Genomic DNA, 21994 nt, shown 5'->3' with positions numbered 1-21994 from the left:
GACGTCCCTGCTCAGGCGGTGGCGCCGGCGGTCAGGAAGCGGTCGTAGCCCTCGTCCTCGAGCCGCTCGGCGAGCTCGGGTCCGCCCTCCTCGGCGATCTTGCCGTCGACGAAGACGTGCACGAAGTCGGGCTTGATGTAGCGCAGGATGCGCGTGTAGTGCGTGATGAGCAGCACGCCGACGTCGGTGGTCTCCTTGGCGCGGTTGACGCCCTCGGACACGACGCGCAGGGCGTCGACGTCCAGACCGGAGTCGGTCTCGTCGAGGATCGCGAAGCGGGGCTTGAACAGCTCCATCTGCAGGATCTCGTGGCGCTTCTTCTCACCGCCGGAGAAGCCCTCGTTGACGGAGCGCTCGGCGAAGGAGGAGTCGATGCGCAGGTTCTCCATCGCGCCCTTGACCTCCTTGCCCCAGTGGCGCAGGGCGGGGGCCTCGCCGTCGATGGCGGTCTTGGCGGTGCGCAGGAAGTTGGCCACGGACACGCCGGGCACCTCGACGGGGTACTGCATGGCCAGGAAGAGGCCGGCCCGGGCGCGCTCGTCGACGCTCATCTCGAGGACGTCCTCGCCGTCGAGCGTGACGGTGCCCGAGGTGACCTCGTACTTGGGGTGGCCGGCCAGGGCGGAGGCCAGGGTGGACTTGCCGGAGCCGTTGGGGCCCATGATGGCGTGCGTCTCGCCGGACTTGATGGTCAGGTCGACACCGCGCAGGATCGGCTTGGCGCCTTCCTTGGTCTCGACGCTGACGTGCAGGTCGCGGATCTCCAGGGTGGACATCAGGTGGTTCTCCAGGTCTGTTCTCGAAAGGCGGGGGTCAGGAGGCGGCGGCGAGCGGTGCGTCGATGTCGACGAGCACCTTGTCGCCGTCCACCGTCACCGGGTAGACGGGCACGGGCTGGATCGCGGGCAGCTGGAGCGGCCGGCCGGTGCGCAGGTCGAACTGCGACCCGTGCAGCCAGCACTCGACCAGGCAGCCCTCGACCTCGCCGTCGGACAGCGAGACGGCCCCGTGGGAGCACACGTCGCTGATGGCGTGGTAGTCGCCGTCCTCGTCACGGACGACGGCGACGGGCACGGCGGCACCGTCGGCGGACGTCAGCTCGACGAGCAGGGCCTCCTCGGGGGCCAGGTCGTCGGTGGCGCAGGCGATCTGGTTGCTCACGTCGTCACTCCGCGTCGGGGGCGACGCCCGTGATGACGCTCATCGACTTCTCCAGCTCCGCCTCGATCGAGGCCAGCAGCCGGTCCTGGACGGACGCGACGCCGATGTCCTGGATGAGCTCGGCGAAGAAGCCGCGCACCACGAGACGGCGGGCGTCGATCTCGGGGATGCCGCGGGCCATGAGGTAGAAGAGCTGCTCGTCGTCGAACCGGCCGGTCGCCGACGCGTGACCCGCGCCGTCGATCTCGCCGGTCTCGATCTCGAGGTTCGGCACCGAGTCGGCGCGCGCCCCGTCCGTCAGGACGAGGTTGCGGTTGAGCTCGTAGGTGTCGGTGCCCTCGGCCTCGGCCTGGATGAGCACGTCGCCGACCCACACGGTGTGGGCCGAGGCGCCCTGCAGCGCGCCCTTGTAGGTGACGCGGGACTTGCAGCGCGGCACGGCGTGGTCCACGAAGAGCCGGTGCTCCTGGTGCTGGTCGGCGTCGGCGAAGTACAGCCCGACCATCTCGACCTCGCCGCCCTCGGCGGTGAAGGTCGCGTCCGGCGTGACCCGCACGACGTCGCCGCCGAACGTCACCACGACGTGCTTGAGCTTGGCGTCCCGGCCGATGGCGGCGCGGTGGCTGGAGGCGTGCACCGCACCGTCGGCCCAGTCCTGGACGGACACGACCGTCAGGTGCGCGCCGTCCTCGACGACGAGCTCGACGGTCTGGTTGAGCAGCGCCTCGCCGCGGTGGTCGATGACGACGACGGCCTCGGAGTGCCGCTCGGCGGTGACGACGAGGTGCGCGGCGGTGGCGTCCTTCGAGACGCCGTCGATGCGCACGGAGGTGACGTCGGACGCCACGGCCTCGGCCGGGATCGTCACGGCGGTGGCCTCGGCCACAGCGTTCCAGGCGGCGACGGCGGTCCGGTCTCCCGGCTTGCCGGCACGCCCCAGGCGCTCGTCACCGCGGGCGAGGGTCTCGACCTTGACCTCCGGGGCCGCCTCGACGGTCACGGCGACGCCGTCGCTGCCGAGCTGCTCGGAGAACAGCGGCTGGATCCGCGCCACGGGCGAGAACCGCCACTCCTCCTCGCGCCCGGACGGCACGGGGATGTCCGCCAGGTCGAAGGAGGTCTTGCGCTCGGCGCGGGAGCCGGCGGGGACGACACCGTGGGAGTGGGTGCCGTCGGCCGTCGCGCGGGTGTGATCGGTAGTGAGAGTCATTTCAGCCGACGGACCCTTCCATCTGCAGCTCGATGAGGCGGTTGAGCTCGAGCGCGTACTCCATGGGCAGCTCGCGCGCGATGGGCTCGACGAACCCGCGCACGATCATGGCCATGGCCTCGGTCTCGTCCAGGCCTCGGGACATGAGGTAGAACAGCTGGTCCTCGCTCACCTTGGACACCGTCGCCTCGTGCCCCATGGACACGTCGTCCTCGCGGACGTCGACGTACGGGTAGGTGTCGGACCGGGAGATCTGGTCGACGAGCAGCGCGTCGCAGAGCACGTTGGAGGCGGACGCCTCGGCGCCCTCGAGCACCTGGACCAGACCGCGGTAGGACGTGCGTCCGCCGCCACGGGCGACCGACTTGGACACGATGGAGCTCGACGTGCGCGGCGCGGCGTGCACCATCTTGGCGCCGGCGTCCTGGTGCTGGCCCTCGCCGGCGAAGGCGATGGACAGCGTCTCGCCGCGGGCGTGCTCGCCCAGCAGGTAGATCGCCGGGTACTTCATGGTGACCTTGGAGCCGATGTTGCCGTCGACCCACTCCATGGTGGCGCCTGCCTCGGCCGTGGCGCGCTTGGTCACCAGGTTGTAGACGTTGTTCGACCAGTTCTGGATGGTCGTGTAGCGCACGCGGGCGTTCTTCTTGACGACGATCTCCACGACAGCGCTGTGCAGCGAGTCGGTGGAGTAGATCGGCGCCGTGCAGCCCTCGACGTAGTGCACGTAGGAGCCCTCGTCGGCGATGATCAGCGTCCGCTCGAACTGGCCCATGTTCTCGGTGTTGATCCGGAAGTAGGCCTGCAGCGGGATCTCGACGTGCACGCCCGGCGGGACGTACACGAACGAGCCGCCGGACCAGACGGCCGAGTTCAGCGCGGAGAACTTGTTGTCGCCGGCCGGGATGACCGTGCCGAAGTACTCCTCGAACAGCTCGGGGTAATCGCGCAGCCCGGTGTCGGTGTCGACGAAGATGACGCCCTGGGCCTCCAGGTCCTCGCGGATCTGGTGGTAGACGACCTCGGACTCGTACTGCGCCGCGACGCCGGCCACGAGGCGCTGCTTCTCCGCCTCGGGGATGCCGAGCTTGTCGTAGGTCGCCTTGATGTCCTCGGGCAGGTCCTCCCAGCTGGTGGCCTGCTTCTCGGTGGACCGCACGAAGTACTTGATGCGGTCGAAGTCGATCCCGGTGAGGTCGGCGCCCCAGCTCGGCATCGGCTTCTTGTCGAAGAGGCGCAGGGCCTTGAGCCGCTGCTTGCGCATCCACTCCGGCTCGTCCTTGCGGTCGGAGATGTTGCGCACGACCGCCTCGTTCAGGCCGCGCTCGGCGGCCTCACCGGCGGCGTCGCTGTCACGCCAGCCGTACTCGTAGGCACCGATCGAGGCGATGATCTCCTCGTCGCTGCGCTGCTCCGGTGCCGGCTGGGCGTCCTGGGTGGGAGCGCTCATCGTGTTCCTTCCTGCGTGCCGCGGGGGCGGTTGGGGGGAGACAGGGGGATGTTGGTGACGCAGGCGTGCGCGCCGCCCGCGAGGGTCGCGAGTCGTTGGACGTGGGTGCCGAGCAGCTCGGAGAAGCCGCGCGCCTCGGCCTCGCAGAGCTCGGAGAACTCCTCGGCGGCGTGCTGCACCGGGCAGTGTCCCTGGCACAGCTGGACGGTGGGCACCTGCGGCCCGTCGACGGGCCGTACGGACGCGGCGTAGCCGTCGGCGGACAGCAGCGCCGCGAGCTGCTCGGCCCGCTCGTGCGGGTCCGTCGCGGTGAGCCGGCCGGCGTAGCGCTGCACGACGGCGGCGTTGCGCTCGGCGGCGAACCCGGCCACGGCGTCGTCCCCGGCCGTGCGGCGCAGGTAGCGCATCGCCTGCGTCGCCAGCTCGGTGTAGCCGCCGCCGAGCTCGCCCTGCCCGCTGGTGCTGACCACGTAGCGGCGTGCGGGACGTCCGCGACGGGCGTGACCGGCGGGACCGGCGTCGTGCACGGCGATGGTGCCGTCCTGCTCGAGACATCCGAGGTGGCGCCGGACGGCGGCGGCCGTCAGGCCCAGGGTGCGGGCGAGCTCGGCCGCGCTGACCGGGCCGCGCTCGGCGACGAGCTCGAGGACGCGGCGGCGGGTGCCGTCACCGTCGCCGGCGACGTGCTGCGGGGCGACCTGTGCCTGCGTCATGCACCCTCCTCCCGTGCTCGGTGCCGGGCCGGCCTGCTGCCGACCTATTACAGAACATCCTTGTTGCGTAATGGCGGATGTCAAGCAAGGCAAGCCTCACCGACACCACGGAACCGCAGGTGGCAGGCTCGGGTGCGACGCACGTCACACAGGTTTCACCACGACGTCACCCGACGTCGAGCCCCGACGTCACCCGTCGACGACCTCGCCCTCGATGACGTCGTGCCCGCCGCCCGGCCCGCCCTGCCGGCCCAGGCCGCGCAGCTTGACACCGAGCGCGATCAGCGCGGCGCCGATGACCACCGCGAACACGCCCACCACGAACGCCATCGCCGTCAGGGCCGTCGTCGGGTTCGCGAAGCACACCACCGCCAGCGCGACGAACAGCACGCCGGAGAGCAGGCTCAGGAGCCAGGAGGCGCCACCCTTGCCCCGCACCGCGAACGCCGCGAACACCTGCAGCAGGCCGAAGATCATCGCCCAGATCCCGATGAGCACCACCGCGATCGTCAGGAACACCTCCGGCAGGAACAGCAGCGCCGCGCCGAACGCGACCGCCACCACCCCGATGCCGACGTTGACCGACCCCGCCTGCGTCCCGCGGCGCCGCAGCCCGTCCACCAGCGAGACCACGCCGTCGACCAGCACGAAGACCCCGAAGACCTGCACCAGAAGCCCCGGCACGTCCCGCGGCAGGAACATCACCAGCAGCCCGAACAGGACGGCCAGCACCCCGCGGATCACCGGCCAGTACCAGATCCGACGCGCCAGCTGTGCGACGTCCTCGGGCCGGGCGAACGTGTAGAAGGTCATCGTCTCTCCTGGTCTCGGTACCGCGTTCTCGGTCCTGCTCGGCGACTCCGTAGAATCCTCGGGTGCCCACCATCGAAGCGCCACCCGGCGCCGCCGTCGTCGTGCGCGGCCTGCGCAAGACCTACGGCGGACGCGACGTCGTCGACGGGCTCGATCTTCAGGCTACCGAAGGCGCCGTCACCGCGGTGCTCGGGCCCAACGGCGCCGGCAAGACCACGACGGTCGAGTGCTGCGAGGGCCTGCGCTCCCCCGACGGCGGCGAGGTCCGGGTGCTCGGCCTCGACCCCGTCGACGACGCGCACCGGCTCCGCGCCCGTGTCGGGGTCATGCTGCAGGACGGCGGGCTGCCCACCGGGGTGCGCGCCCTGGAGATGCTGCGGCACGTCGCCACCATGTACGCCGCCCCCCGCGACGTCGGCGAGCTCGCCGACCGCCTCGGCCTGACCTCGTTCGCCCGCACCACCGTGCGCCGTCTCTCCGGCGGGCAGCGCCAGCGCCTCGCCCTCGCCACCGCCGTCGTCGGACGCCCCGCCGTCGTGTTCCTCGACGAACCCAGTGCCGGCATGGACCCCCAGTCGCGCCACGCCGTGTGGGACCTGGTGCGCGAGCTGCGGTCCGAGGGCGTCGCCGTCGTCCTGACCACCCACCTCATGGACGAGGCCGAGGACCTCGCCGACGTCGTGCACGTCGTCGACCACGGCCGGGTCATCGCCTCCGGCACCGTCCCCGAGCTGCTCACGGCCGGCTCCGGCACCGCGGCACCCACCATCCGCCTCGACGCGCGCCCCGGTCTGGACACCGCCACGCTGCGGGCGCACCTCGAGCGGACGCGGCACGACGGCGGCTGGCACGTCGAGGAGTCCGCACCCGGCGAGTACGTGGTCACCGGCGCGACCGGGCCCTCGGCGCTCGCCGCCGTCACGGACTGGCTCGCCGGCGAGGGCGTGCTCGCGCGCCGCGTGACCACCGGGCGCCGGACGCTCGAGGACGTCTTCCTCGACCTGACGGGACGGCACCTGCGATGACCATGACGTCGGCGCCCACCGGGGCCGCCCCCGCCCGCCGGCGGATCGCCACCCAGGCCGCGTTCGAGACGCGCGCGATCCTGCGCAACGGCGAACAGCTGCTGGTCACCGTGGCACTCCCCGTGCTCCTCCTGGTCGGGCTCGTGCAGACGTCCGTCGTCGAGCTCGACACGGGCACGTCGACGCGCGTCGACTTCGTCACCCCCGGCGTCCTCGCCCTGGCGTGCGTCACCACGGCGTTCACGTCCCAGTCCATCGCGACGGCCTTCGACCGCCGCAACGGCGTCCTGCGGCTGCTCGCCACCACGCCGCTCGGCCGGGGCGGGCTGCTCGCCGGCAAGATCCTCGGCGTGCTCGCCGTCGAGGCGGTGCAGGTCGTCGTCATCGGCGGCGTCGCGCTCGCGCTGGGGTGGCAGCCGGTGCCGTCCGGCCTGCTGCCCGCGGCAGGGCTGGTGCTGCTCGGCACCGCGGCGTTCACCGCGCTGGCGCTGCTGCTCGCCGGCACGCTGCGGGCCGAGGGCGTCCTCGCCGTCGCCAACCTCGTGCTGGTGCTGCTGGTCGTCGGCGGCGGGCTCGTCGTGCCGCCGTCCGAGCTCCCCGGGGCGCTCGCCCACCTGGCCGCCTTCCTGCCGTCGGGTGCGCTCGGCGAGGGCCTGCGCGGCGCGCTGCTGGGTACCGGCGTCCCGCCGCTGTCCGTCGTGGTGCTGCTCGGCTGGACGGCGGTGCTCGGCGCCGGGGCCGGGCGACTCTTCCGCTGGCACTGAGGCCGTCCGCAACGGCCCGCAGCGCCCGACCGGACCGTCCGACGGGCCGATCTCACACCGGCACCGACGACCTGGCGTCCGGGCCGCCCCGCCGTTCGGGCTACGGTGGACCGCGTGAGCACGCCCGCACCCGTCGACGCCTCGAGCACCCCTGCCCGCCGCGACCGGCTCGCCCGGTTCCGCGGCTGGACGCGCGGCGTGCTCGTCGCGAACGTCGTCGCCCAGATCGGCATCATCGTCACCGGCGGGGCGGTCCGGCTCACCGGGTCGGGCCTCGGCTGCTCGACCTGGCCGCAGTGCGAGCCCGGGAGCTTCACGCCGGTCTTCCATGAGGCGGCCGGCATCCACCCGTACGTCGAGTTCGGCAACCGGCTCATGACGTTCGTCCTGGCGGCGATCGCGATCGCCGTCCTGCTGCTGGTGACGACGGACCGCACGCGGTCGCCGCGCTACCGCGTCCTCGGCGTGGTGCCGCTGGCCGGCGTCGTGGCCCAGGCGCTCATCGGGGGCGTCGTCGTCCTGCTCGACCTGCACCCCGCCTGGGTGTCCCTGCACTTCGTCGTCTCGGCGGCCCTGGTGTGGCTCTCCACGTACCTGCTGCACCGGCACGGCGAGGGCGACGGCGCACCCGCGCCCGTGGGCGGACGGGCCACCAGCCTGACCGGGTGGGCCCTCGGCCTCCTCGTCGTGCCCGTCATCTGCCTCGGCGTGGTCGTCACCGGTGCCGGCCCGCACTCCGGGGACGCCGAGGTCGGGTACCGCCTCGCCGTCGACCCCCTGACCATGACGCGCGCGCACTCGGCCTCGGTGTGGCTGTTCGTCGGCGTGCTCGCGCTGCTGCTGGTCCTGCTGCACCGCGCCGCGGACGGGGGCGACCTCGTGCGCCGCGCCCGCCGCGGGGCCTGGCTCCTGCTGGTCGTCACCCTCGCCCAGGGCGGGATCGGCTACGCCCAGTACTTCACGGGCCTGCCCGTACTGCTGGTCGGGCTGCACATGCTCGGCGCCGGAGTGCTGACCTGGGCGACGGCGCGCGCCGTGCTGCGGCTGCGCACCCGCGCCTGACCCGCTCGGGCGCGGCGCGGCGCGCGCCTCGCCGTCAGTCGGGCAGGACGCCCCGCCGGTAGGGCCACTCCACGTCCACCGGACGCAGCGAGGACCAGCCGTCGGCGCGGCTCGCCGCCGCCGCCAGGATCCCCACCACGGCCGACGGGTTGTGCAGGTCGCCGGACAGCACCCGGTCGACGGCGTCCGCCAGCGGCACCCACCGGGTGGCGATCTCCGCCTCCTCCCCGGTGCGCTCGTGCCGCTCGGCCGCCGGGACCTGCGCGACGTCACGCGCCAGGAAGATGCGCACGGACTCGTTGCTCGCACCGGGCGTCGTCGCGTAGTCGACCAGCACGTCCCAGCGCCGCGCCCGCAGGTCGGCCTCCTCGGCCAGCTCGCGTGCCGCGGCGTCCACCGCCGGCTCGTCGGGCACGTCCAGCAGGCCGGCCGGCACCTCCCACATCATCGCCCGCACGGGGTGCCGGTACTGGCGCAGCAGCAGCACCCGGTCCTGGTCGTCCAGCACGACGACGGCGACGGCCCCGGGGTGGTCCAGGTACTCGCGCGTGACGACGCCGGCGTCGCCGAGGTCGACGTCGTCACGCACGACGTCGAAGATCCGGCCCGCGTGCACCGCGGTGCGGGAGACGACGGGCCGCGGCGCGACGGCGTCCCTGCCGGGCTCGAGCCCGGCCCCGGTCCCGCGGCTCACGCCGTCGCGCCCTGCCGCACGAGCGCGGCGGCGACCAGGCCGGAGAACAGCGGGTGCGAACGGGTCGGACGCGACTTGAACTCCGGGTGGGCCTGGGTGCTGACGTAGTACGGGTGGGTGTCCGCCGGGAGCTCGACGAACTCCACGAGGTCGCCGTCGGGCGAGGTGCCGCTGATGCGCAGCCCGGCCTCCTCCAGGCGGGACCGGTACAGGTTGTTGACCTCGTAGCGGTGCCGGTGCCGCTCGGAGACCTCCGTGGCGCCGTACGCCCCAGCGACCACCGACCCCTCCGCCAGGCGGGCGGGGTAGGCGCCGAGACGCATCGTGCCACCCAGGTCCCCGTCGCCGCCGACGATCGCGAGCTGCTCCGCCATCGTCGCGATCACCGGGTTCGCCGAGTCCGGGTCGAACTCGGTCGACGAGGCGTCGGACAGGCCGAGGACGTTGCGCGCGTACTCGATGACCATCGACTGCAGGCCCAGGCAGATGCCGAGGGTCGGCACGAGGTTCTCGCGGGCCCACCGCAGGGCGCCGACCTTGCCGTCGATGCCCCGCACGCCGAAGCCGCCCGGCACGAGGATCGCGTCCACGCCCGCCAGCGCCTCCTCGGCGCCGGCCGGGGTGCGGCAGTCGTCGGCCGCCACCCAGCGGATCGCGACGCGGGCGTCGTTGTCGAACCCGCCGGCGCGCAGCGCCTCGGTCACCGACAGGTACGCGTCGGGCAGGTCGATGTACTTGCCGACCAGAGCGATCTCGACGTGGTGGTCCGGCTCGTGGACCCGCTCCAGGACACGGTTCCAGCCGCCCCACTCCACGTCGTGGAACGGCAGGTCCAGACGGCGCACCACGTAGGCGTCCAGGCCCTCGCCGTGCACGACGCGCGGGATGTCGTAGATGCTCGGGGCGTCGGCCGCGTTGACCACGGCGTCGTCGTCCACGTCGCAGGCCATCGCGATCTTGTGCTTGATCGACGTCGGCACGGTGCGGTCCGAGCGCAGCACGATCGCGTCCGGCTGGATGCCGATGCTTCGCAGCGCCGCCACGGAGTGCTGGGTCGGCTTGGTCTTGAGCTCGCCGGACGGCCCGATGTAGGGCACCAGCGAGACGTGCAGGAAGAAGCAGTCGTCGCGGCCGAGCTCGTGCCGCACCTGCCGGGCCGCCTCGAGGAAGGGCTGGGACTCGATGTCGCCGACGGTGCCGCCGATCTCGGTGATGATCACGTCGACGTCGGGGCCCGCCTGGTCCCGCATCCGCAGCTTGATCTCGTCGGTGATGTGCGGGATGACCTGCACCGTGTCGCCGAGGTACTCGCCGCGACGCTCCTTGGCGATCACGCGGGAGTAGACCTGGCCGGTGGTGACGTTGGACGACGCCGGCAGCTCCACGTCGAGGAACCGCTCGTAGTGTCCGATGTCGAGGTCGGTCTCGGCGCCGTCCTCGGTGACGAACACCTCGCCGTGCTGGAACGGGTTCATGGTGCCCGGGTCCACGTTGAGGTACGGGTCGAGCTTCTGCATCGTGACCCGCAGGCCCCGCGAGCGCAGCAGGCGCCCGAGCGACGAGGCGGTCAGCCCCTTGCCGAGGGAGGAGGCGACACCACCCGTCACGAAGATGTGGCGCGTCAGGTGCGAGGCACCGGCGCGGCTGGAGGAACGGGACGAGGTTCGGTTGGTGTCAGCCACGGAACTCCATGCTAAACGACGCCGGGCCGCTCGGCGTGCGGGACGCGCCGGGTCCGTGGTGCCGTTCGGCACACCGGCGCGCCGGGAGCCGGGAGGTGCGGCGACTACCGCCGCAGCAGGCGGCGCCCGACGGCGGAGATCCGGGACCGTACCGCGGCGTCGGTCACGCCGGCCACGACCACCACGACCCCCATGGCGACGAGACCGGCGACGAGCCCCAGACCGATGTCCGTGACGATCGCCTCCGTGCTGAACGGTGTCGTCACGGGCGTGCCGTCCGCACCGTTCGGCCCGGTAGCGACGCTGCGGTCCGCCACCGGCACGCTCCAGCGGCCGAGCACGGCACCGAACCCGCCGGCGAGCAGGGCCACGAGCAGCGTGCGCGGCACCGTCCGCAGGGCTGCCGGGCCGACCCGGCGTCGGACGGCGGTCAGCAGGGCCAGACCGGCCACGCTCATCCCGACGGTCGTCGCCGCGCCGAGGGCGCCCAGCACCCACTCGCGCGAACCCGTCCCGTCGTCGCCCGCCGTGAGGACCACCGGCACCAGCGTGCCCGCCGCCACCACCAGCCAGCCGGAGGCCGTCGCGACGACCGCCGCCCGGGCCGCCCCGACCGCGTACAGCAGCCGGGACAGCTGCAGGATGAGCGCGTAGCCGAGCAGGCCGGGCGCCATCCAGGTCAGCGCGACGGCCATCCCGCCGGCGTCGGACCCCTCCGCCATGATCAGGTCGAAGACGTTCTCCACCAGCGGCGCGGCGGCCACGAGCGCCGCGGCACCGGCCACCGACACCACGACCAGCACCCGCGTCGTCGAGGACACCAGCCGCGCGAGGTCGTCGCTCCGGCCCTCCGCGGCCAGCGCCGAGAACTGCGGGAAGGCGCTGGTGGCGATCGGGAACGCCAGCACGGCGTAGGGCAGGAAGTAGACGTTCTGCGCGTACAGGAAGATCGTCCAGGTCCCGTCGCCGCCGGCCTCGTTGGCCGACGCCATGGTCGCCAGCAGAGCGAGCTGCTGGGCGACGAGCGCTCCGACGCCCGCCGAGGCGAGCCGTGCCGCACGCCGGCCCTCCCCCGCCGGGAAGCGCAGGGTCGGGCGCAGGCGCAGCCCGGTGCGCAGCACCGGGACGACGAGCGGCAGGGCGAGGAAGGCGACGCCGGCCGTCATGCCCCACGCCAGCCAGCCGAGCGCCTCGGACGTCAGGGCGGCCACGTCCTGCTGGTTGCCGTCGGCCAGCGCGCCGAACCGGGCGTAGACCCCGATCACCACGACGCTGGACACGAGCGGGCTGAACGCCGGCCAGAAGAACCGGCGGTGCGCCTGCAGGACGCCGCCGAGCACGACGGCGAGGCCGTAGAGCGGGATCTGGACGGCGAACACCCGCAGGAAGTCCGCGGCGACCGCGATGTTGACCGGGTCGTGCAGTCGCAGCACGTACTCGGCCAGCGGGTCCGCCAGCAGCGCCATCAGCGCACCGACCGGCACCAGCACGACGACGGTCCAGCCGAGCAGGGCGGACGCCGTGCGCGAGGCGTTCGCCCGGTCTCCCCGCACCAGGAACCCGGACAGCAGGGGGACGACCGCGCCGGTCAGCGCGCCGCCCGCGGCGATCTCGAACAGGACGTTGGGCAGCAGGTTGGCGGCGTTGAGCGGCGCGTCGACGCCGTCGGTGCCGACGTAGTGCGCCTGGGCGAGCCACCGCCCGAAGCCGACGACCCGGCTCGCCAGGGTCACGACGGTGATGAGCACCGCGGCCCCGGCGATCGTCGTCGCGGCGCGGCGCCCGGCCGTCCCGTCCGGCCCGCTCACGCCGCGGAGCCCTCGCCCTGCTCCCCCGGCGGCACGGTGGCGGGCGCCGGCGCGGGCCGCCGTCCGACCTGGTCGATCCGGTGCAGCCACGGGGTGCGGTCGATCACGGCCGAGAAGCTCACGCGTTCCGAGACCAGCGTCAGCCCGACGACGGCGGCGAGCGCGGCGAGACGCACGGGCCGCGGTGCGGCGACGACCCAGCGGGCCCCCACGTAGGCGCCGAGCGCGTTCGCCCCACCGTCACCGAGCATGTCCGACTCGGCGAGGTCCCGGGACGCGGCGGCCGCGCCGGCGCCCAGCAGCGCGCCGCCGCCGGGTGCGACGCCCGCGGGCGCCGCCAGCGCCAGCGAGGCCTTCAGGGCACGGCCCGGGCGCAGGTCCAGCAGGTTGACGAGGTTCGCCGTGCCCGCGATCAGCGCGCCGTCGACCAGGACGTCGGCCGCGCGCCGGACCCCGGCCCTCCCCCGGGGCGGCGCGACCGCGGCGGCGGCGAGCGAGGTCGCCGTGATGCCCAGGACCTTGAGCCCTCCGGTCGTCACCCGCCCCCGGGCCAGAGCGCCCAGGTGGCCGCGCAGCCCCTTGGTCCGCACGGCGGTGTCCTCCGCCAGGTCGTCGACGACGCCGAACGCGCCGCCGCCCGCCGTGGCCAGGGCGACCGCGACCCGCGACCGCGCCTCGCCCGACGCCGCGAGGGCGCCGCCGACGAGACCGACGGCGACGGCGGGGCCCTCCAGCATCGAGACCGTCTCGCCGCGATGGTTGGTCCGTTCCCAGCGCGTCGCACCCCCGGGGGGCGCGGCCGCCAGGAGGCGTCGGCTCACGGCCGTGGCGGCCGCCGCGGCACCGGCGGCCAGCAGGACCCGGCCCAGCCCCATCAGGAGCTCTCCTCCGTCTCGTCACCGGTGGCGTCCTGCGCCCCGGAGCCGTCGGTCCCGGAGTCGTCCCCGCTGTCGTCGGCGCCGTCGGAGGTGTCGTCCCCGGCGCTCAGGTCCACGGCGGGCGGCACCGGCGTGGCGCCCTCCTCGAAGCCGTAGTGCCCCACCTGTCCCGCGTGCTGCGCGGCGAGGGCCAGGGGCACGTCCATGCGCAGGATCTCCTGCTCGATCCCGCTGACGGTGCTCACGGACTCCGCCACCTGCTCGTCGCCGCGGACGTCGGCCACCAGGTCGCCCTCGAGGAGCGTCGGTCCGGCCACGACCGTCGTCCCGGCGATCTCCTCGAGAGCGGAGACCGTGCTGACCATGTCGACGTCCTCCGCGGGCGCCTCGTCGTCGGGCGAGGCGGTCGCCGCGGCGTCCTCACCACCCGGGGCCAGGAGGAGCACGGCGTCGGCGGGGGCGGACGGCGCGAACCGCGACTCCAGCAGGCCCACGGACGCCAGCAGCTGGTAGAGCTCGACCGCGCGTTCCGCGCGAGCGCCGGAGCCCTGCGCGTCGGCCTCGGTCAGCGACAGCCCCAGGACGGTGCCGAGCACCTCGGACGTGGTGGCGTCCTGCGGCACCAGGTCGCCCAGCTGCGAGCGCTGCCCGTCCGCCACCGTGCCCCGCAGCACCTCGTCCTCGAGCGACGACCACGCCGGGGTCAGGGAGGTCTGGGCGACGACACGGGCACCGGCCGCCTCCAGCTGGTTGACGACCTCGATCTCCAGGGTGTCGGGCACCGCGTCCGCGTCGACCACCGCGACGGCCACGCCGTCCAGCGATCCGTCGACCAACTCGGCACCCGCCGCCAGGGCGAACGCGTTCTGGTCGGACAGCTCCGCCTCGGTCTCGGCGAGACTGTCGCGCAGGGCCGTGCGCTCGTCGCGCAGCGCCTCCACCTGGTCGGTCAGCTGGTCGCCGATGGCGTTCTGCAGCGGCCCGGCGCCGAGGATGATGCCGACCGCGAGCGCGAGGAAGACGCTGATCAGCGAGACGAGGTGGTATCGGAAGTCGATCACGGGGTTCTGCGGGCTCCTTGATGAGGGGTGGGTCGTGCCGGCGGCGCTCAGCCGCCGAAGAGGCTACCGACCCACGACACGATGTCGTCGAACTGCGCGCCGACGAGTCCGAACGCCGTCTGCCCGGCGGCCGTGGACCAGAGCGCGGCGAGGACGGCGGCGACGCCGGCAAGCGACAGCAGCGTCAGCTGGAGGTTGGAGATCCGGGTCCGGTACAGGCGCGAGACGCCCTTGGCGTCGACGAGCTTGCCACCCACCCGTAGGCGCGTCAGGAACGTGCTGGCCATGCCGGCACGCCCCTTGTCGAGGAACTCCACCAGGGTGGCGTGGGTCCCGACGGCGACGATCAGCTCGGCGTCCTTGTCGTCGGCGAGCAGCATCGCGATGTCCTCGCTGGTCCCGGTCGCCGGGAACGGGACCGGGTCGACCCCGAGCGCCCGCACCCGGTCCATGCCCGGGGCGTTGCCGTCGCGGTAGGCGTGGACGACGATCTCGGCGCCGCTGGTCAACGCCTTGTCCGAGACCGAGTCCATGTCGCCGACGATCATGTCGGGCTGCATCCCGGCGTCCAGGATCGCGTCGGCCCCGCCGTCCACGCCGACGAGCACGGGCCGGTTCTCGGCGATGTAGGACCGCAGCATCGCGAGGTCCTCGCGGTAGTGGTAGCCGCGCACCACGATCAGCACGTGGCGCCCCTCGAAGCGGGTGCGCACGTCGGGCACGCCGACGCCGTCGAGCAGCAGGTCCCGCTCCCGGCGCAGGTAGGTGAGGGTGTTCTCCGCGAAGCTCTCGATCTCGTCGGACAGCCCCTCGCGTGCCGCGGCCAGGTCCCGCTCGATCGTCTCGGGGGTCTGGCGGGTGCCCGTGGCGTACTCGGTGCCGTCGACCAGCACCGTGCCGCCGTCGAACGTCACGCGGGCGCCCTCGGCGACGTCCATGATCTGCGGTCCGAGGGCGTCGATGAGCACGATGCCCGCACGCACGAGGATGTCCGGACCGGCGTTGGGGTAGCGGCCGGTGGTCGACGCCGCGGCGTTGAGCACCGCGCACGGGCCGGCGGCGACGAGGGCGTCGGCGGCGACCCGGTCGACGTCGGCGTGGTCGATGATCGCCACGTCACCGGCCCGGAGCCGCTTGGTCAGGTCCTTCGTCCGCGCACCGACGCGCGCCGGGCCACCCGGCTCGGCGGTGTCGTCGCTGGTCTCGGGGGCCCGGTCGGCCCGGCGCAGGATCGGTCTCATCGGGCTCATCGTCCCACGGCGGAGGACTCCAGCAGTTCCACCGCGTGCTGACGAGCCGTCTCGGAACCGTCCTGCCCGGAGAGCATCCGCGCCAGCTCGCGCACCCGGTCGTCGTCGACGACGGGGCGCACGCCCGTGACGGTGTCGACGTCGTCGGTGGACTTGGTCACCACCAGGTGGGTGTCCGCGAACGCCGCGACCTGCGCCAGGTGCGTGACCACCACCACCTGCGTGCGCCGGGCGAGCGCGGCCAGACGGCGGCCCACCTCGACGGCGGCCCGGCCACCGACGCCGGCGTCCACCTCGTCGAAGACGAACGTGGGCAGCACCGTGCCCGCGGCGTCGTCCGCGGCCGTGGCCAACGCCACCTCGACGGCGAGCATCACGCGGGACAGCTCACCGCCCGAGGCGCCCTTGCCCAGGGGCCGCGCCGGAGCCCCGGGGTGGGCCACCAGCTCGAAGGACACCTGGTCGGCGCCCTGCGGGCCGGGCTCGGCCGGCAGCACGCTCACCTGCAGGCTGGCGCCGCCCATCGCGAGCCCGCCGAGCTCGGCGGTGACGGCCTCGGCGAGGCGTCCGGCCGCTGTCGACCGGCCCCGGGTGACCTGCTCGGCCAGCTCCGCGAGCCGCTCGTCCAGCTCCGCGACCCGCCCGCGCATCGCCTCGACGCGCTCGCCGCCGTCGTCCAGGTCCAGCAGCCGCAGCCCCGCCTCGGAGGACCAGCGCAGGACGTCGTCGACGGTGTCCCCGTAGCTGCGCGTCAACGTCCCGAGCTCGGCCAGGCGGGCGTGCGCGGTCTCCAGGGCGGCGGGGTCGGCCTGCAGGTCCGCGACGTACGAGGAGAGCTCGGTGGCGACGTCCGCCAGCACGTACCCCGCCTCGGTGAGGCGGCCGACCTGCTCGGCCAGCGCGGGGTCGTCGCCGGCCACGGCGTCCAGCGCCCGCCGCGCCCGCTCGACCGCGTGCACGGCCGACCCCTCGGTCTCCATGTCCTCGCCGGCGACGGCGTCGTGCGCGAGCTGGGCGCCCTGGCGCAGCTGCTCGGCGTTGCCGAGCCGACCGACGAGCGTCGTCAGCTCGACGTCCTCACCCGGTTGGGGGTCGATGCGCTCGACCTCGGCCAGCCCGAGGCGCAACAGCTCGGCCTCCCGCGCCCGCTCCGCCGCGCGAGCCGTGAGGTTCTCGATCTCGGACTGCAGACCGGCCCGCTCGGACCAGGCCGCCCGGTAGTCCGCCAGCACCTGGGCGTGTGCCCGCCCCGCGAAGCGGTCGAGCGCCTCGCGCTGCTTGCCGGGCGTGCGCAGCCGCAGCTGGTCTGCCTGGCCGTGGACCGTCACGAGCTCGTCGGCGATCTCGGCGAGCACCCCCTGCGGCACGCCCCGACCGCCCAGGTGGGCGCGGGAACGACCGCCCGCCACCGTGCGCAGCACGACGACGCTGCCGTCGTCGTCGACCGTGCCGCCGGCGTCGTCCACCCGGGCGGCGACGGACGGGAAACGGCTCAGGTCGAGCCGCCCCTCCACGACGGCGCGCTCCGCACCCGGCCGGACGCCGCCCGGGTCGGCCTTGCCGCCCATCAGCAGCCCCAGACCGGTCAGGACCATCGTCTTGCCGGCACCGGTCTCACCCGTGATGACCGTCAGCCCGGCGGACAGCGGGACCCGCGCCGCGCGGATCACCCCGAGGTCCTCGATCGCGATCTCCTCGAGCACCCTCACGCCTCCTTCTCGTGGTGGTCGGTCGCGGCCTCGCCGCGGGCCCGCGCCGGCCGCCGCGCACCGTCCGCGGCCGCCTCGCGCCAGCCGATCACCGGCAGGTTGAACTTCGAGACGAGCCGGTCCGTGAACGGCGCGTGCGCCAGCCGCGCGAACCGCAGCGGCACGGCACCCCGGCGCACGTGCACCCGGGACCCGACGGGCAGCTCGATGGTGCGCCGGCCGTCGCAGGCGAGCACACCCGGCACCGGGCTGCGGTCGAGGATCTTCACCGTGTAGGACGATCCCGGACCGATCACCAGCGGTCGGGCGAACAGCGCGTGCGCCGCCAGCGGGACCAGCAGCACGGCGTCCACGTCGGGCCACATGACCGGCCCGCCCGCCGAGAAGGCGTGCGCCGTCGACCCGGTGGCCGTCGAGACGACCACGCCGTCGCACCCGAACGAGCTGAGCGGACGTCCGTCGACGCCGATACCCACCTCCATCACCCGTTCGCGGGAGGCCTTCTCCACCGTGGCCTCGTTCAGTGCCCAGCCGGTGACGGGTTCGGACTCGCCGGGGCGTTCGACGACGACGTCGACGACGCACCGCTCCTCGACGACGTAGTCGCGAGCGGCGACGCGGCGCACGGCGTCGTGCAGGTTCTCCCGCTCCGACTCGGCGAGGAAGCCGACGTGGCCCAGGTTCACGCCGAGGAGCGGGACCCGGCTGCCGTGCGTCAGCTCGGCGGCCCGCAGGATCGTGCCGTCCCCGCCGAGCACCATGACGACCTCGGACTCCGCGACCCCCTCGCTCAGACGCGCGGCGGACATCTGGTCGCCGAACGACTCGGCGAGGTCGTCGTCGTGCAGCGCCACCTCGAACCCGGCGCGCTCAAGCTCCTCGACGGCCTCGGACATGGCGGCCACCGCCTCCGGCCGACCGCCGTGCGTGACGATGAGCACCCGCCGGGTCATGACGCTCCTCCCGCGACGGTGCCGCACAGCTCGACCGGCGGCAGCCCGTCACCCGGCTGCCACGCGACGGCCCGCTCGGCCGCAGCGACCACGGCGTCGTCCGGTCCGGCGCCGGGTGGCACCGGTCCCGTCGGCGGGGCCTCCACGCTCGGGTCGTCGGCCCGGACGAACCACACGAAGTACTCCCGGTTGCCGCTCGGGCCGGGCAGCGGGGACGGCACGACTCCGCGCGGCACCAGGCCGACGTGCCGGGCGGCCGCCGCGACATCGACGACGCTGCGGACGTGCAGCGCCGGGTCGCGCACCACGCCGCCGTGCCCGAGTCGTTCGCGTCCCACCTCGAACTGCGGCTTGACGAGCAGCACCGCCGGGACGCCGGCGCCGACGGACCGGGCGACGGCAGGCACCACGAGGCGCAGCGAGATGAACGACAGGTCCCCCACCACCAGGTCCGGCGGGGACTGCAGGTCGTCGGCCGTCAGGTCGCGGACGTTGAAGCCCTCGACGACGGCGACGCGCGGGTCGGCGCGCAGCTCGGGCACGAGCTGGCCGTGCCCCACGTCGAGGGCGACGACGCCGGCGGCACCGCGGCGCAGCAGGACGTCGGTGAACCCGCCCGTCGAGGCCCCCAGGTCGAGGCACACGCCGTCCTGCACCCGGTCGGTGACGCCGCTGCCCCGCGGGTGCGCGGCCAGCGCGTCCAGGGCGCCGGCCAGCTTGCCGCCCGCGCGCGAGACGTGCCCGGCGTCGTCGGCGTCCGGGACCACGGCCAGCACGGTGTCCGGTCCGGTCGGGGCGGCGGGCTTGGCGACCGGTCGGCCGTCGGACAGCACCCTGCCCGAGCTCACGAGAGCGGCGGCCTGCGCCCGGGACCGGGCGAGGCCGCGCCGCACGAGCTCGACGTCCACGCGGCCGGGCATCAGCGCCCCGTCCTGTCGGCGTCGCCCGCCTCCGGGCTCGTGGTCTCGTCGTCCTGGTCGAGCCGGGCGCGCAGACGGTCGTGCACGGCGTCGAAGCGTGCCGCGTGCTCGGCCACGGGGAGGTCGGCGAGGTCACGGAGGTCCGAGACGACCTCGGACTCGCGGCCGGACGGCGCAGGCCTGGTCCCGGTCGGATCCTGGGTCATGTCCCCCTCCTCTCGCTCCCGGACGGTCCGGGTCAAACGCTACCTGCTGGTGGGCGCAGGACCCGGACGGCGCACGGCCCGGGGTCAGCCCTGCAGGTCCGGGACGGATTCCGCGTCCAGCCGGGTCCCGGCGTCGACGGCGTCCCAGGCTGCGGCGCAGGCGGCCCGCACCAGGTCGATGCCCGCGGGTCCCTCACGGTCCAGCTCGAGGCGGTCGTCCACGACACGGGCCGCTCGACCGCCGCAGCGCCACCAGCCGTCCTCCTGCTCGGGCGCGGGGTGCGGCTCGAGCAGCGAGCGCAGGTCGGCTCCGACGAAGTCGGGGCGCAGACCCGGGGACGCCAGGACGGCGTCGCGCGCCGAGGAGACCCCCGTGAGCACGTGCAGCCCCGGGTAGCCGGCCGACCGCGCCCCGGCCAGGTCCGTGTCGAGACGGTCGCCGATCACCAGCGGGCGCTCGGCCCCGTGCTCGTCGACGGCCAACCGGTACATCGTCGGGGCGGGCTTGCCGGCGCTGTCGGGCTCCACCCCCGTGGCCGCCACCACGGCGGCGACGAGCGCACCGTTGCCGGGTGCGAACCCCCGGGCGGTGGGCAGCGACATGTCCCGGTTGCTCGCCACGTGCCAGGCGCCGGCGGCCACCGCGTAGGCGGCCTCGGCCAGGTCGTGCCAGCCGAGCTCGGCGGCGTAGCCCTGGGCGACCGCCGCGGGATCGTCCTGCGCGGAGCGCACGACGTCGAAACCGGCCTTGCGCACGGCGGTGACCAGCCCGGCGCCCCCGACCACGAGCACGCGGGCACCCGGTTCGAGGCGGGTGCGCAGCAGGGCCGCGCACGCCTGCGCCGCCGTCATGACGTCGTCCGGGCGGGTCGGGATGTCCAGCTCGGACAGCTGCCCGGCCACGTCCTCGGGCTCCCGCGAGGCGTTGTTCGTCACGAACACCTGCGCCAGGCCGCGCTCGCGGGCAGCCACGAGGCTCGCAGCAGCGTGCTCGATGGGCAGGTGCCCGGCGTAGGCGACGCCGTCGAGGTCGACCAGAGCCAGGTCGTACGCCTCGGCGAGCGGCGTCCCGCACGCGCGCAGCGTGGCGGTCACCGGTCGTCCTCGGCGCCACCCGGCCGCGTCCCGGCCGCGTCGCCCGAGCCCGCGTCCTGCGCCGGGTCGTCGTCGGCGTCCGCGGGCGCGGGCGCGGACTCCTCGTCGAACGTGTCGAACACCACGACGTCGGCGTCCGGCGCGTCGTCCACCCCGAGCGCCCGGTCCAGGGCGGCACGGTCCACGCCGGCCAACAGCTCGGCGGCCTCGTCGGTCCGGCCGGCGGTCTCGAGCGCCACCGCACGGGCCTGCAGCACGCGCAGCCCCAGGTCACCCTGCCGTTCGGCGACCGGGATGCGGTCGAGCACGGCGAGCGCTGCATCGTGCTCACCGAGGTCGCTGCGGGCCCCGCTGACGACGATCGCGAGCTCGGTCCGCGCGTCGGCGTCGAGCGTGCTCGCCTCCTCGGAGCGTGCGAGCGCGATGGCGCGCTCCGGGCGGCCGAGACCGCGTTCGGCGTCGGCCATCAACGGCAGGTGCTCGGACGACCCGTTCAGGCGCCGGACGGTGCGCAGCTCGCGCAGCGCCTCGGCGTAGCGTCCCGACGCGTACGCCGCCAGTCCGGCGGCCTCGCGCACGACGTCGATACGTCCGGCGCGGCGCACGGCGGCCTGGGCGTGCTGGTAGGCGCGCTCGGGGTCGACGTCCAGCAGACGACCCGTCATCACCAGGTGGGCGCCGACGCCTTCGGCGTTCTCCTTGCTCAGACCCCGCAGCCGCGAACGGGTCTCGCGGGAGAGCTGGCCGATGTGGGCGTCCTCCGCCACCTCCGGCTCCGTGGGCCGATCGGGGCGGGCGGGTCGCTGCGCCGGTCCGCCACGTGCGCCCGAGTGCCGGTCATCACGCCGGCCACGGTCACCACCGTGCTGACGGCCCTGCTCACGGCGGCCGCCGCCCGACTCGCCGCGCCGAGCCCCGTCCCGACCTCCGGTGGAGCGCCCGCGCCGGTCGGCCTGGCGCCCGCGACCCTCCCCCCGGTCGTCCGGGCCTCCGCGACGGGGGCTGCTGCGGCGAGGCCGCTCCTCTCCCCCACGGCGGTCATCACGCGGCGTGTCGTTCACTGTTGTCCTCTCGCTCCGGATCGACCACCGATTGTCCCACGGCGGATGCCGCTGCCGCGAACGAACGGAGGGATCTGTGGGGGTAGCAGTCAGGCCCCCCGCACCTGGTGGTGTGGGGGGCCTGCTGTGAAGGGTGTCCGGCGGCGTCCTACTCTCCCACCCCGTTTCCAGGGCAGTACCATCGGCGCTGAAGGGCTGAGCTTCCGGGTTCGGTATGGGACCGGGCGTTTCCCCTTCGCTGTGACCGCCGTAACTGTATCGAGTTGTCGGGTTCCCCTTCGCCGGCCGCTGGTGGCTGGCTGGTCCCCGGGTCACCGTGGTGGTGGTGGTGGGGGGTGGGGGTGGTGCCCGTTTCTCGGGAACCGCACAGTGGACGCGTAGCAAAGTGTGTTGGTGTGTGAAGTTGTCGGCTGATTAGTACCGGTCAGCTGCGACAGTCGTTGGTCCTGTCTTCCACTTCCGGCCTATCTACCCAGTGG

General features: G+C 74.2%; 21 protein-coding genes and 1 rRNA gene. 3 read left to right on the top strand and 19 right to left on the bottom strand.

Annotated features, from left to right (window positions below; all coding sequences use genetic code 11):
- Positions 1 to 11: 11 nt before the first annotated feature.
- The 6 genes from sufC to HDG68_RS03020 all read right to left on the bottom strand — a co-directional run bounded on the left by sufC (position 12) and on the right by HDG68_RS03020 (position 5347).
- Complete coding sequence (sufC, locus tag HDG68_RS03045; protein ID WP_172149209.1) at positions 12 to 776, bottom strand: Fe-S cluster assembly ATPase SufC; 765 nt, start codon at positions 774 to 776, stop codon at positions 12 to 14.
- 37 nt (positions 777 to 813) lie between these two features.
- Positions 814 to 1161, bottom strand: coding sequence for a Rieske 2Fe-2S domain-containing protein (locus tag HDG68_RS03040; RefSeq protein WP_172149208.1), 348 nt, complete (start codon positions 1159 to 1161; stop codon positions 814 to 816).
- A 4-nt stretch (positions 1162 to 1165) separates the two neighbouring features.
- Positions 1166 to 2371, bottom strand: coding sequence for a Fe-S cluster assembly protein SufD (gene sufD / locus HDG68_RS03035; RefSeq protein WP_172149207.1), 1206 nt, complete (start codon positions 2369 to 2371; stop codon positions 1166 to 1168).
- 1 nt (position 2372) lies between these two features.
- Positions 2373 to 3821: a Fe-S cluster assembly protein SufB gene (sufB, locus tag HDG68_RS03030; RefSeq protein WP_172149206.1), complete on the bottom strand. Its 1449-nt coding sequence runs from the start codon at positions 3819 to 3821 to the stop codon at positions 2373 to 2375.
- Positions 3818 to 4534: a helix-turn-helix transcriptional regulator gene (locus HDG68_RS03025; protein ID WP_172149205.1), complete on the bottom strand. Its 717-nt coding sequence runs from the start codon at positions 4532 to 4534 to the stop codon at positions 3818 to 3820. The genes sufB and HDG68_RS03025 overlap by 4 nt, the downstream gene beginning before the upstream one ends.
- A 189-nt stretch (positions 4535 to 4723) precedes the next feature.
- Positions 4724 to 5347 (bottom strand): HdeD family acid-resistance protein, encoded by a 624-nt coding sequence (locus tag HDG68_RS03020; RefSeq protein WP_172149204.1) that lies wholly within the window; start codon positions 5345 to 5347, stop codon positions 4724 to 4726.
- A 62-nt stretch (positions 5348 to 5409) separates the two neighbouring features.
- Between HDG68_RS03020 and HDG68_RS03015 the strand changes: the two genes are divergently transcribed.
- From HDG68_RS03015 to HDG68_RS03005, 3 genes are all read left to right on the top strand, one after another.
- Entirely contained in the window at positions 5410 to 6372 is a 963-nt protein-coding gene (locus HDG68_RS03015) for an ATP-binding cassette domain-containing protein (protein ID WP_172149202.1), read from the top strand.
- The gene (locus HDG68_RS03010; protein WP_425483720.1) at positions 6369 to 7136 is read left to right on the top strand and encodes an ABC transporter permease; all 768 of its coding nucleotides are present in this window, start codon (positions 6369 to 6371) and stop codon (positions 7134 to 7136) included. The genes HDG68_RS03015 and HDG68_RS03010 overlap by 4 nt, the downstream gene beginning before the upstream one ends.
- A 114-nt stretch (positions 7137 to 7250) precedes the next feature.
- Positions 7251 to 8198, top strand: a complete 948-nt coding sequence (locus HDG68_RS03005) for a COX15/CtaA family protein (protein ID WP_172149200.1) — start codon at positions 7251 to 7253, stop codon at positions 8196 to 8198.
- A gap of 34 nt (positions 8199 to 8232) precedes the next feature.
- Here HDG68_RS03005 and HDG68_RS03000 read toward each other — a convergent pair whose 3' ends face one another.
- The 13 genes from HDG68_RS03000 to rrf form a co-directional block, all read right to left on the bottom strand.
- Positions 8233 to 8892 (bottom strand): NUDIX domain-containing protein, encoded by a 660-nt coding sequence (locus tag HDG68_RS03000; RefSeq protein ID WP_172149198.1) that lies wholly within the window; start codon positions 8890 to 8892, stop codon positions 8233 to 8235.
- Complete coding sequence (pyrG, locus tag HDG68_RS02995; RefSeq protein WP_343037404.1) at positions 8889 to 10574, bottom strand: CTP synthase; 1686 nt, start codon at positions 10572 to 10574, stop codon at positions 8889 to 8891. Before pyrG ends, HDG68_RS03000 begins: the two co-directional genes overlap by 4 nt.
- Positions 10575 to 10678: 104 nt before the next feature.
- Positions 10679 to 12382: a lipid II flippase MurJ gene (gene murJ / locus HDG68_RS02990; RefSeq protein ID WP_172149196.1), complete on the bottom strand. Its 1704-nt coding sequence runs from the start codon at positions 12380 to 12382 to the stop codon at positions 10679 to 10681.
- Positions 12379 to 13257, bottom strand: coding sequence for a hypothetical protein (locus tag HDG68_RS02985; RefSeq protein WP_172149194.1), 879 nt, complete (start codon positions 13255 to 13257; stop codon positions 12379 to 12381). The genes murJ and HDG68_RS02985 overlap by 4 nt, the downstream gene beginning before the upstream one ends.
- On the bottom strand, positions 13257 to 14321 hold the full coding sequence (locus HDG68_RS02980) for a copper transporter (protein ID WP_172149192.1): 1065 nt from the start codon (positions 14319 to 14321) through the stop codon (positions 13257 to 13259). Before HDG68_RS02980 ends, HDG68_RS02985 begins: the two co-directional genes overlap by 1 nt.
- A gap of 47 nt (positions 14322 to 14368) precedes the next feature.
- Positions 14369 to 15562, bottom strand: a complete 1194-nt coding sequence (gene steA / locus HDG68_RS02975; protein ID WP_172149190.1) for a putative cytokinetic ring protein SteA — start codon at positions 15560 to 15562, stop codon at positions 14369 to 14371.
- 5 nt (positions 15563 to 15567) lie between these two features.
- The gene (recN, locus tag HDG68_RS02970) at positions 15568 to 17274 is read right to left on the bottom strand and encodes a DNA repair protein RecN (protein ID WP_172150273.1); all 1707 of its coding nucleotides are present in this window, start codon (positions 17272 to 17274) and stop codon (positions 15568 to 15570) included.
- Between the two features lie 2 nt (positions 17275 to 17276).
- Positions 17277 to 18233, bottom strand: a complete 957-nt coding sequence (locus HDG68_RS02965; RefSeq protein ID WP_172149188.1) for an NAD kinase — start codon at positions 18231 to 18233, stop codon at positions 17277 to 17279.
- Positions 18230 to 19153 carry a TlyA family RNA methyltransferase gene (locus tag HDG68_RS02960; RefSeq protein WP_172149186.1) on the bottom strand — a complete coding sequence of 308 codons (924 nt, stop codon included), beginning with the start codon at positions 19151 to 19153 and terminating at the stop codon, positions 18230 to 18232. The genes HDG68_RS02965 and HDG68_RS02960 overlap by 4 nt, the downstream gene beginning before the upstream one ends.
- Entirely contained in the window at positions 19153 to 19359 is a 207-nt protein-coding gene (locus HDG68_RS02955) for a hypothetical protein (protein WP_172149184.1), read from the bottom strand. Before HDG68_RS02955 ends, HDG68_RS02960 begins: the two co-directional genes overlap by 1 nt.
- Positions 19360 to 19443: 84 nt before the next feature.
- Positions 19444 to 20454: an HAD-IIA family hydrolase gene (locus tag HDG68_RS02950; protein ID WP_172149182.1), complete on the bottom strand. Its 1011-nt coding sequence runs from the start codon at positions 20452 to 20454 to the stop codon at positions 19444 to 19446.
- Positions 20451 to 21221: a tetratricopeptide repeat protein gene (locus tag HDG68_RS02945; protein ID WP_343037403.1), complete on the bottom strand. Its 771-nt coding sequence runs from the start codon at positions 21219 to 21221 to the stop codon at positions 20451 to 20453. The genes HDG68_RS02950 and HDG68_RS02945 overlap by 4 nt, the downstream gene beginning before the upstream one ends.
- A gap of 429 nt (positions 21222 to 21650) precedes the next feature.
- Positions 21651 to 21767 (bottom strand): 5S ribosomal RNA (rrf, locus tag HDG68_RS02940).
- Positions 21768 to 21994 lie beyond the last annotated feature (227 nt).

Source organism: Isoptericola chiayiensis, from assembly GCF_013149805.1.
Lineage (GTDB): Bacteria > Actinomycetota > Actinomycetes > Actinomycetales > Cellulomonadaceae > Isoptericola > Isoptericola chiayiensis.
The sequence above is the reverse complement of the archived record's forward strand: the minus strand, read 5'-3'. Positions and strand labels throughout refer to the sequence as shown.

Excerpts from the sequence above, each read along its gene's own strand:
- sufC (WP_172149209.1), bottom strand. The coding sequence starts at position 776 with ATGTCCACCCTGGAGATCCGCGACCTGCACGTCAGCGTCGAGACCAAG.
- sufD (WP_172149207.1), bottom strand. The coding sequence starts at position 2,371 with ATGACTCTCACTACCGATCACACCCGCGCGACGGCCGACGGCACCCAC.
- sufB (WP_172149206.1), bottom strand. The coding sequence starts at position 3,821 with ATGAGCGCTCCCACCCAGGACGCCCAGCCGGCACCGGAGCAGCGCAGC.
- HDG68_RS03025 (WP_172149205.1), bottom strand. The coding sequence starts at position 4,534 with ATGACGCAGGCACAGGTCGCCCCGCAGCACGTCGCCGGCGACGGTGAC.
- HDG68_RS03020 (WP_172149204.1), bottom strand. The coding sequence starts at position 5,347 with ATGACCTTCTACACGTTCGCCCGGCCCGAGGACGTCGCACAGCTGGCG.
- HDG68_RS03010 (WP_425483720.1), top strand. The coding sequence starts at position 6,369 with ATGACCATGACGTCGGCGCCCACCGGGGCCGCCCCCGCCCGCCGGCGG.
- HDG68_RS02985 (WP_172149194.1), bottom strand. The coding sequence starts at position 13,257 with ATGGGGCTGGGCCGGGTCCTGCTGGCCGCCGGTGCCGCGGCGGCCGCC.
- steA (WP_172149190.1), bottom strand. The coding sequence starts at position 15,562 with ATGAGACCGATCCTGCGCCGGGCCGACCGGGCCCCCGAGACCAGCGAC.
- HDG68_RS02965 (WP_172149188.1), bottom strand. The coding sequence starts at position 18,233 with ATGACCCGGCGGGTGCTCATCGTCACGCACGGCGGTCGGCCGGAGGCG.
- HDG68_RS02960 (WP_172149186.1), bottom strand. The coding sequence starts at position 19,153 with ATGCCCGGCCGCGTGGACGTCGAGCTCGTGCGGCGCGGCCTCGCCCGG.
- HDG68_RS02955 (WP_172149184.1), bottom strand. The coding sequence starts at position 19,359 with ATGACCCAGGATCCGACCGGGACCAGGCCTGCGCCGTCCGGCCGCGAG.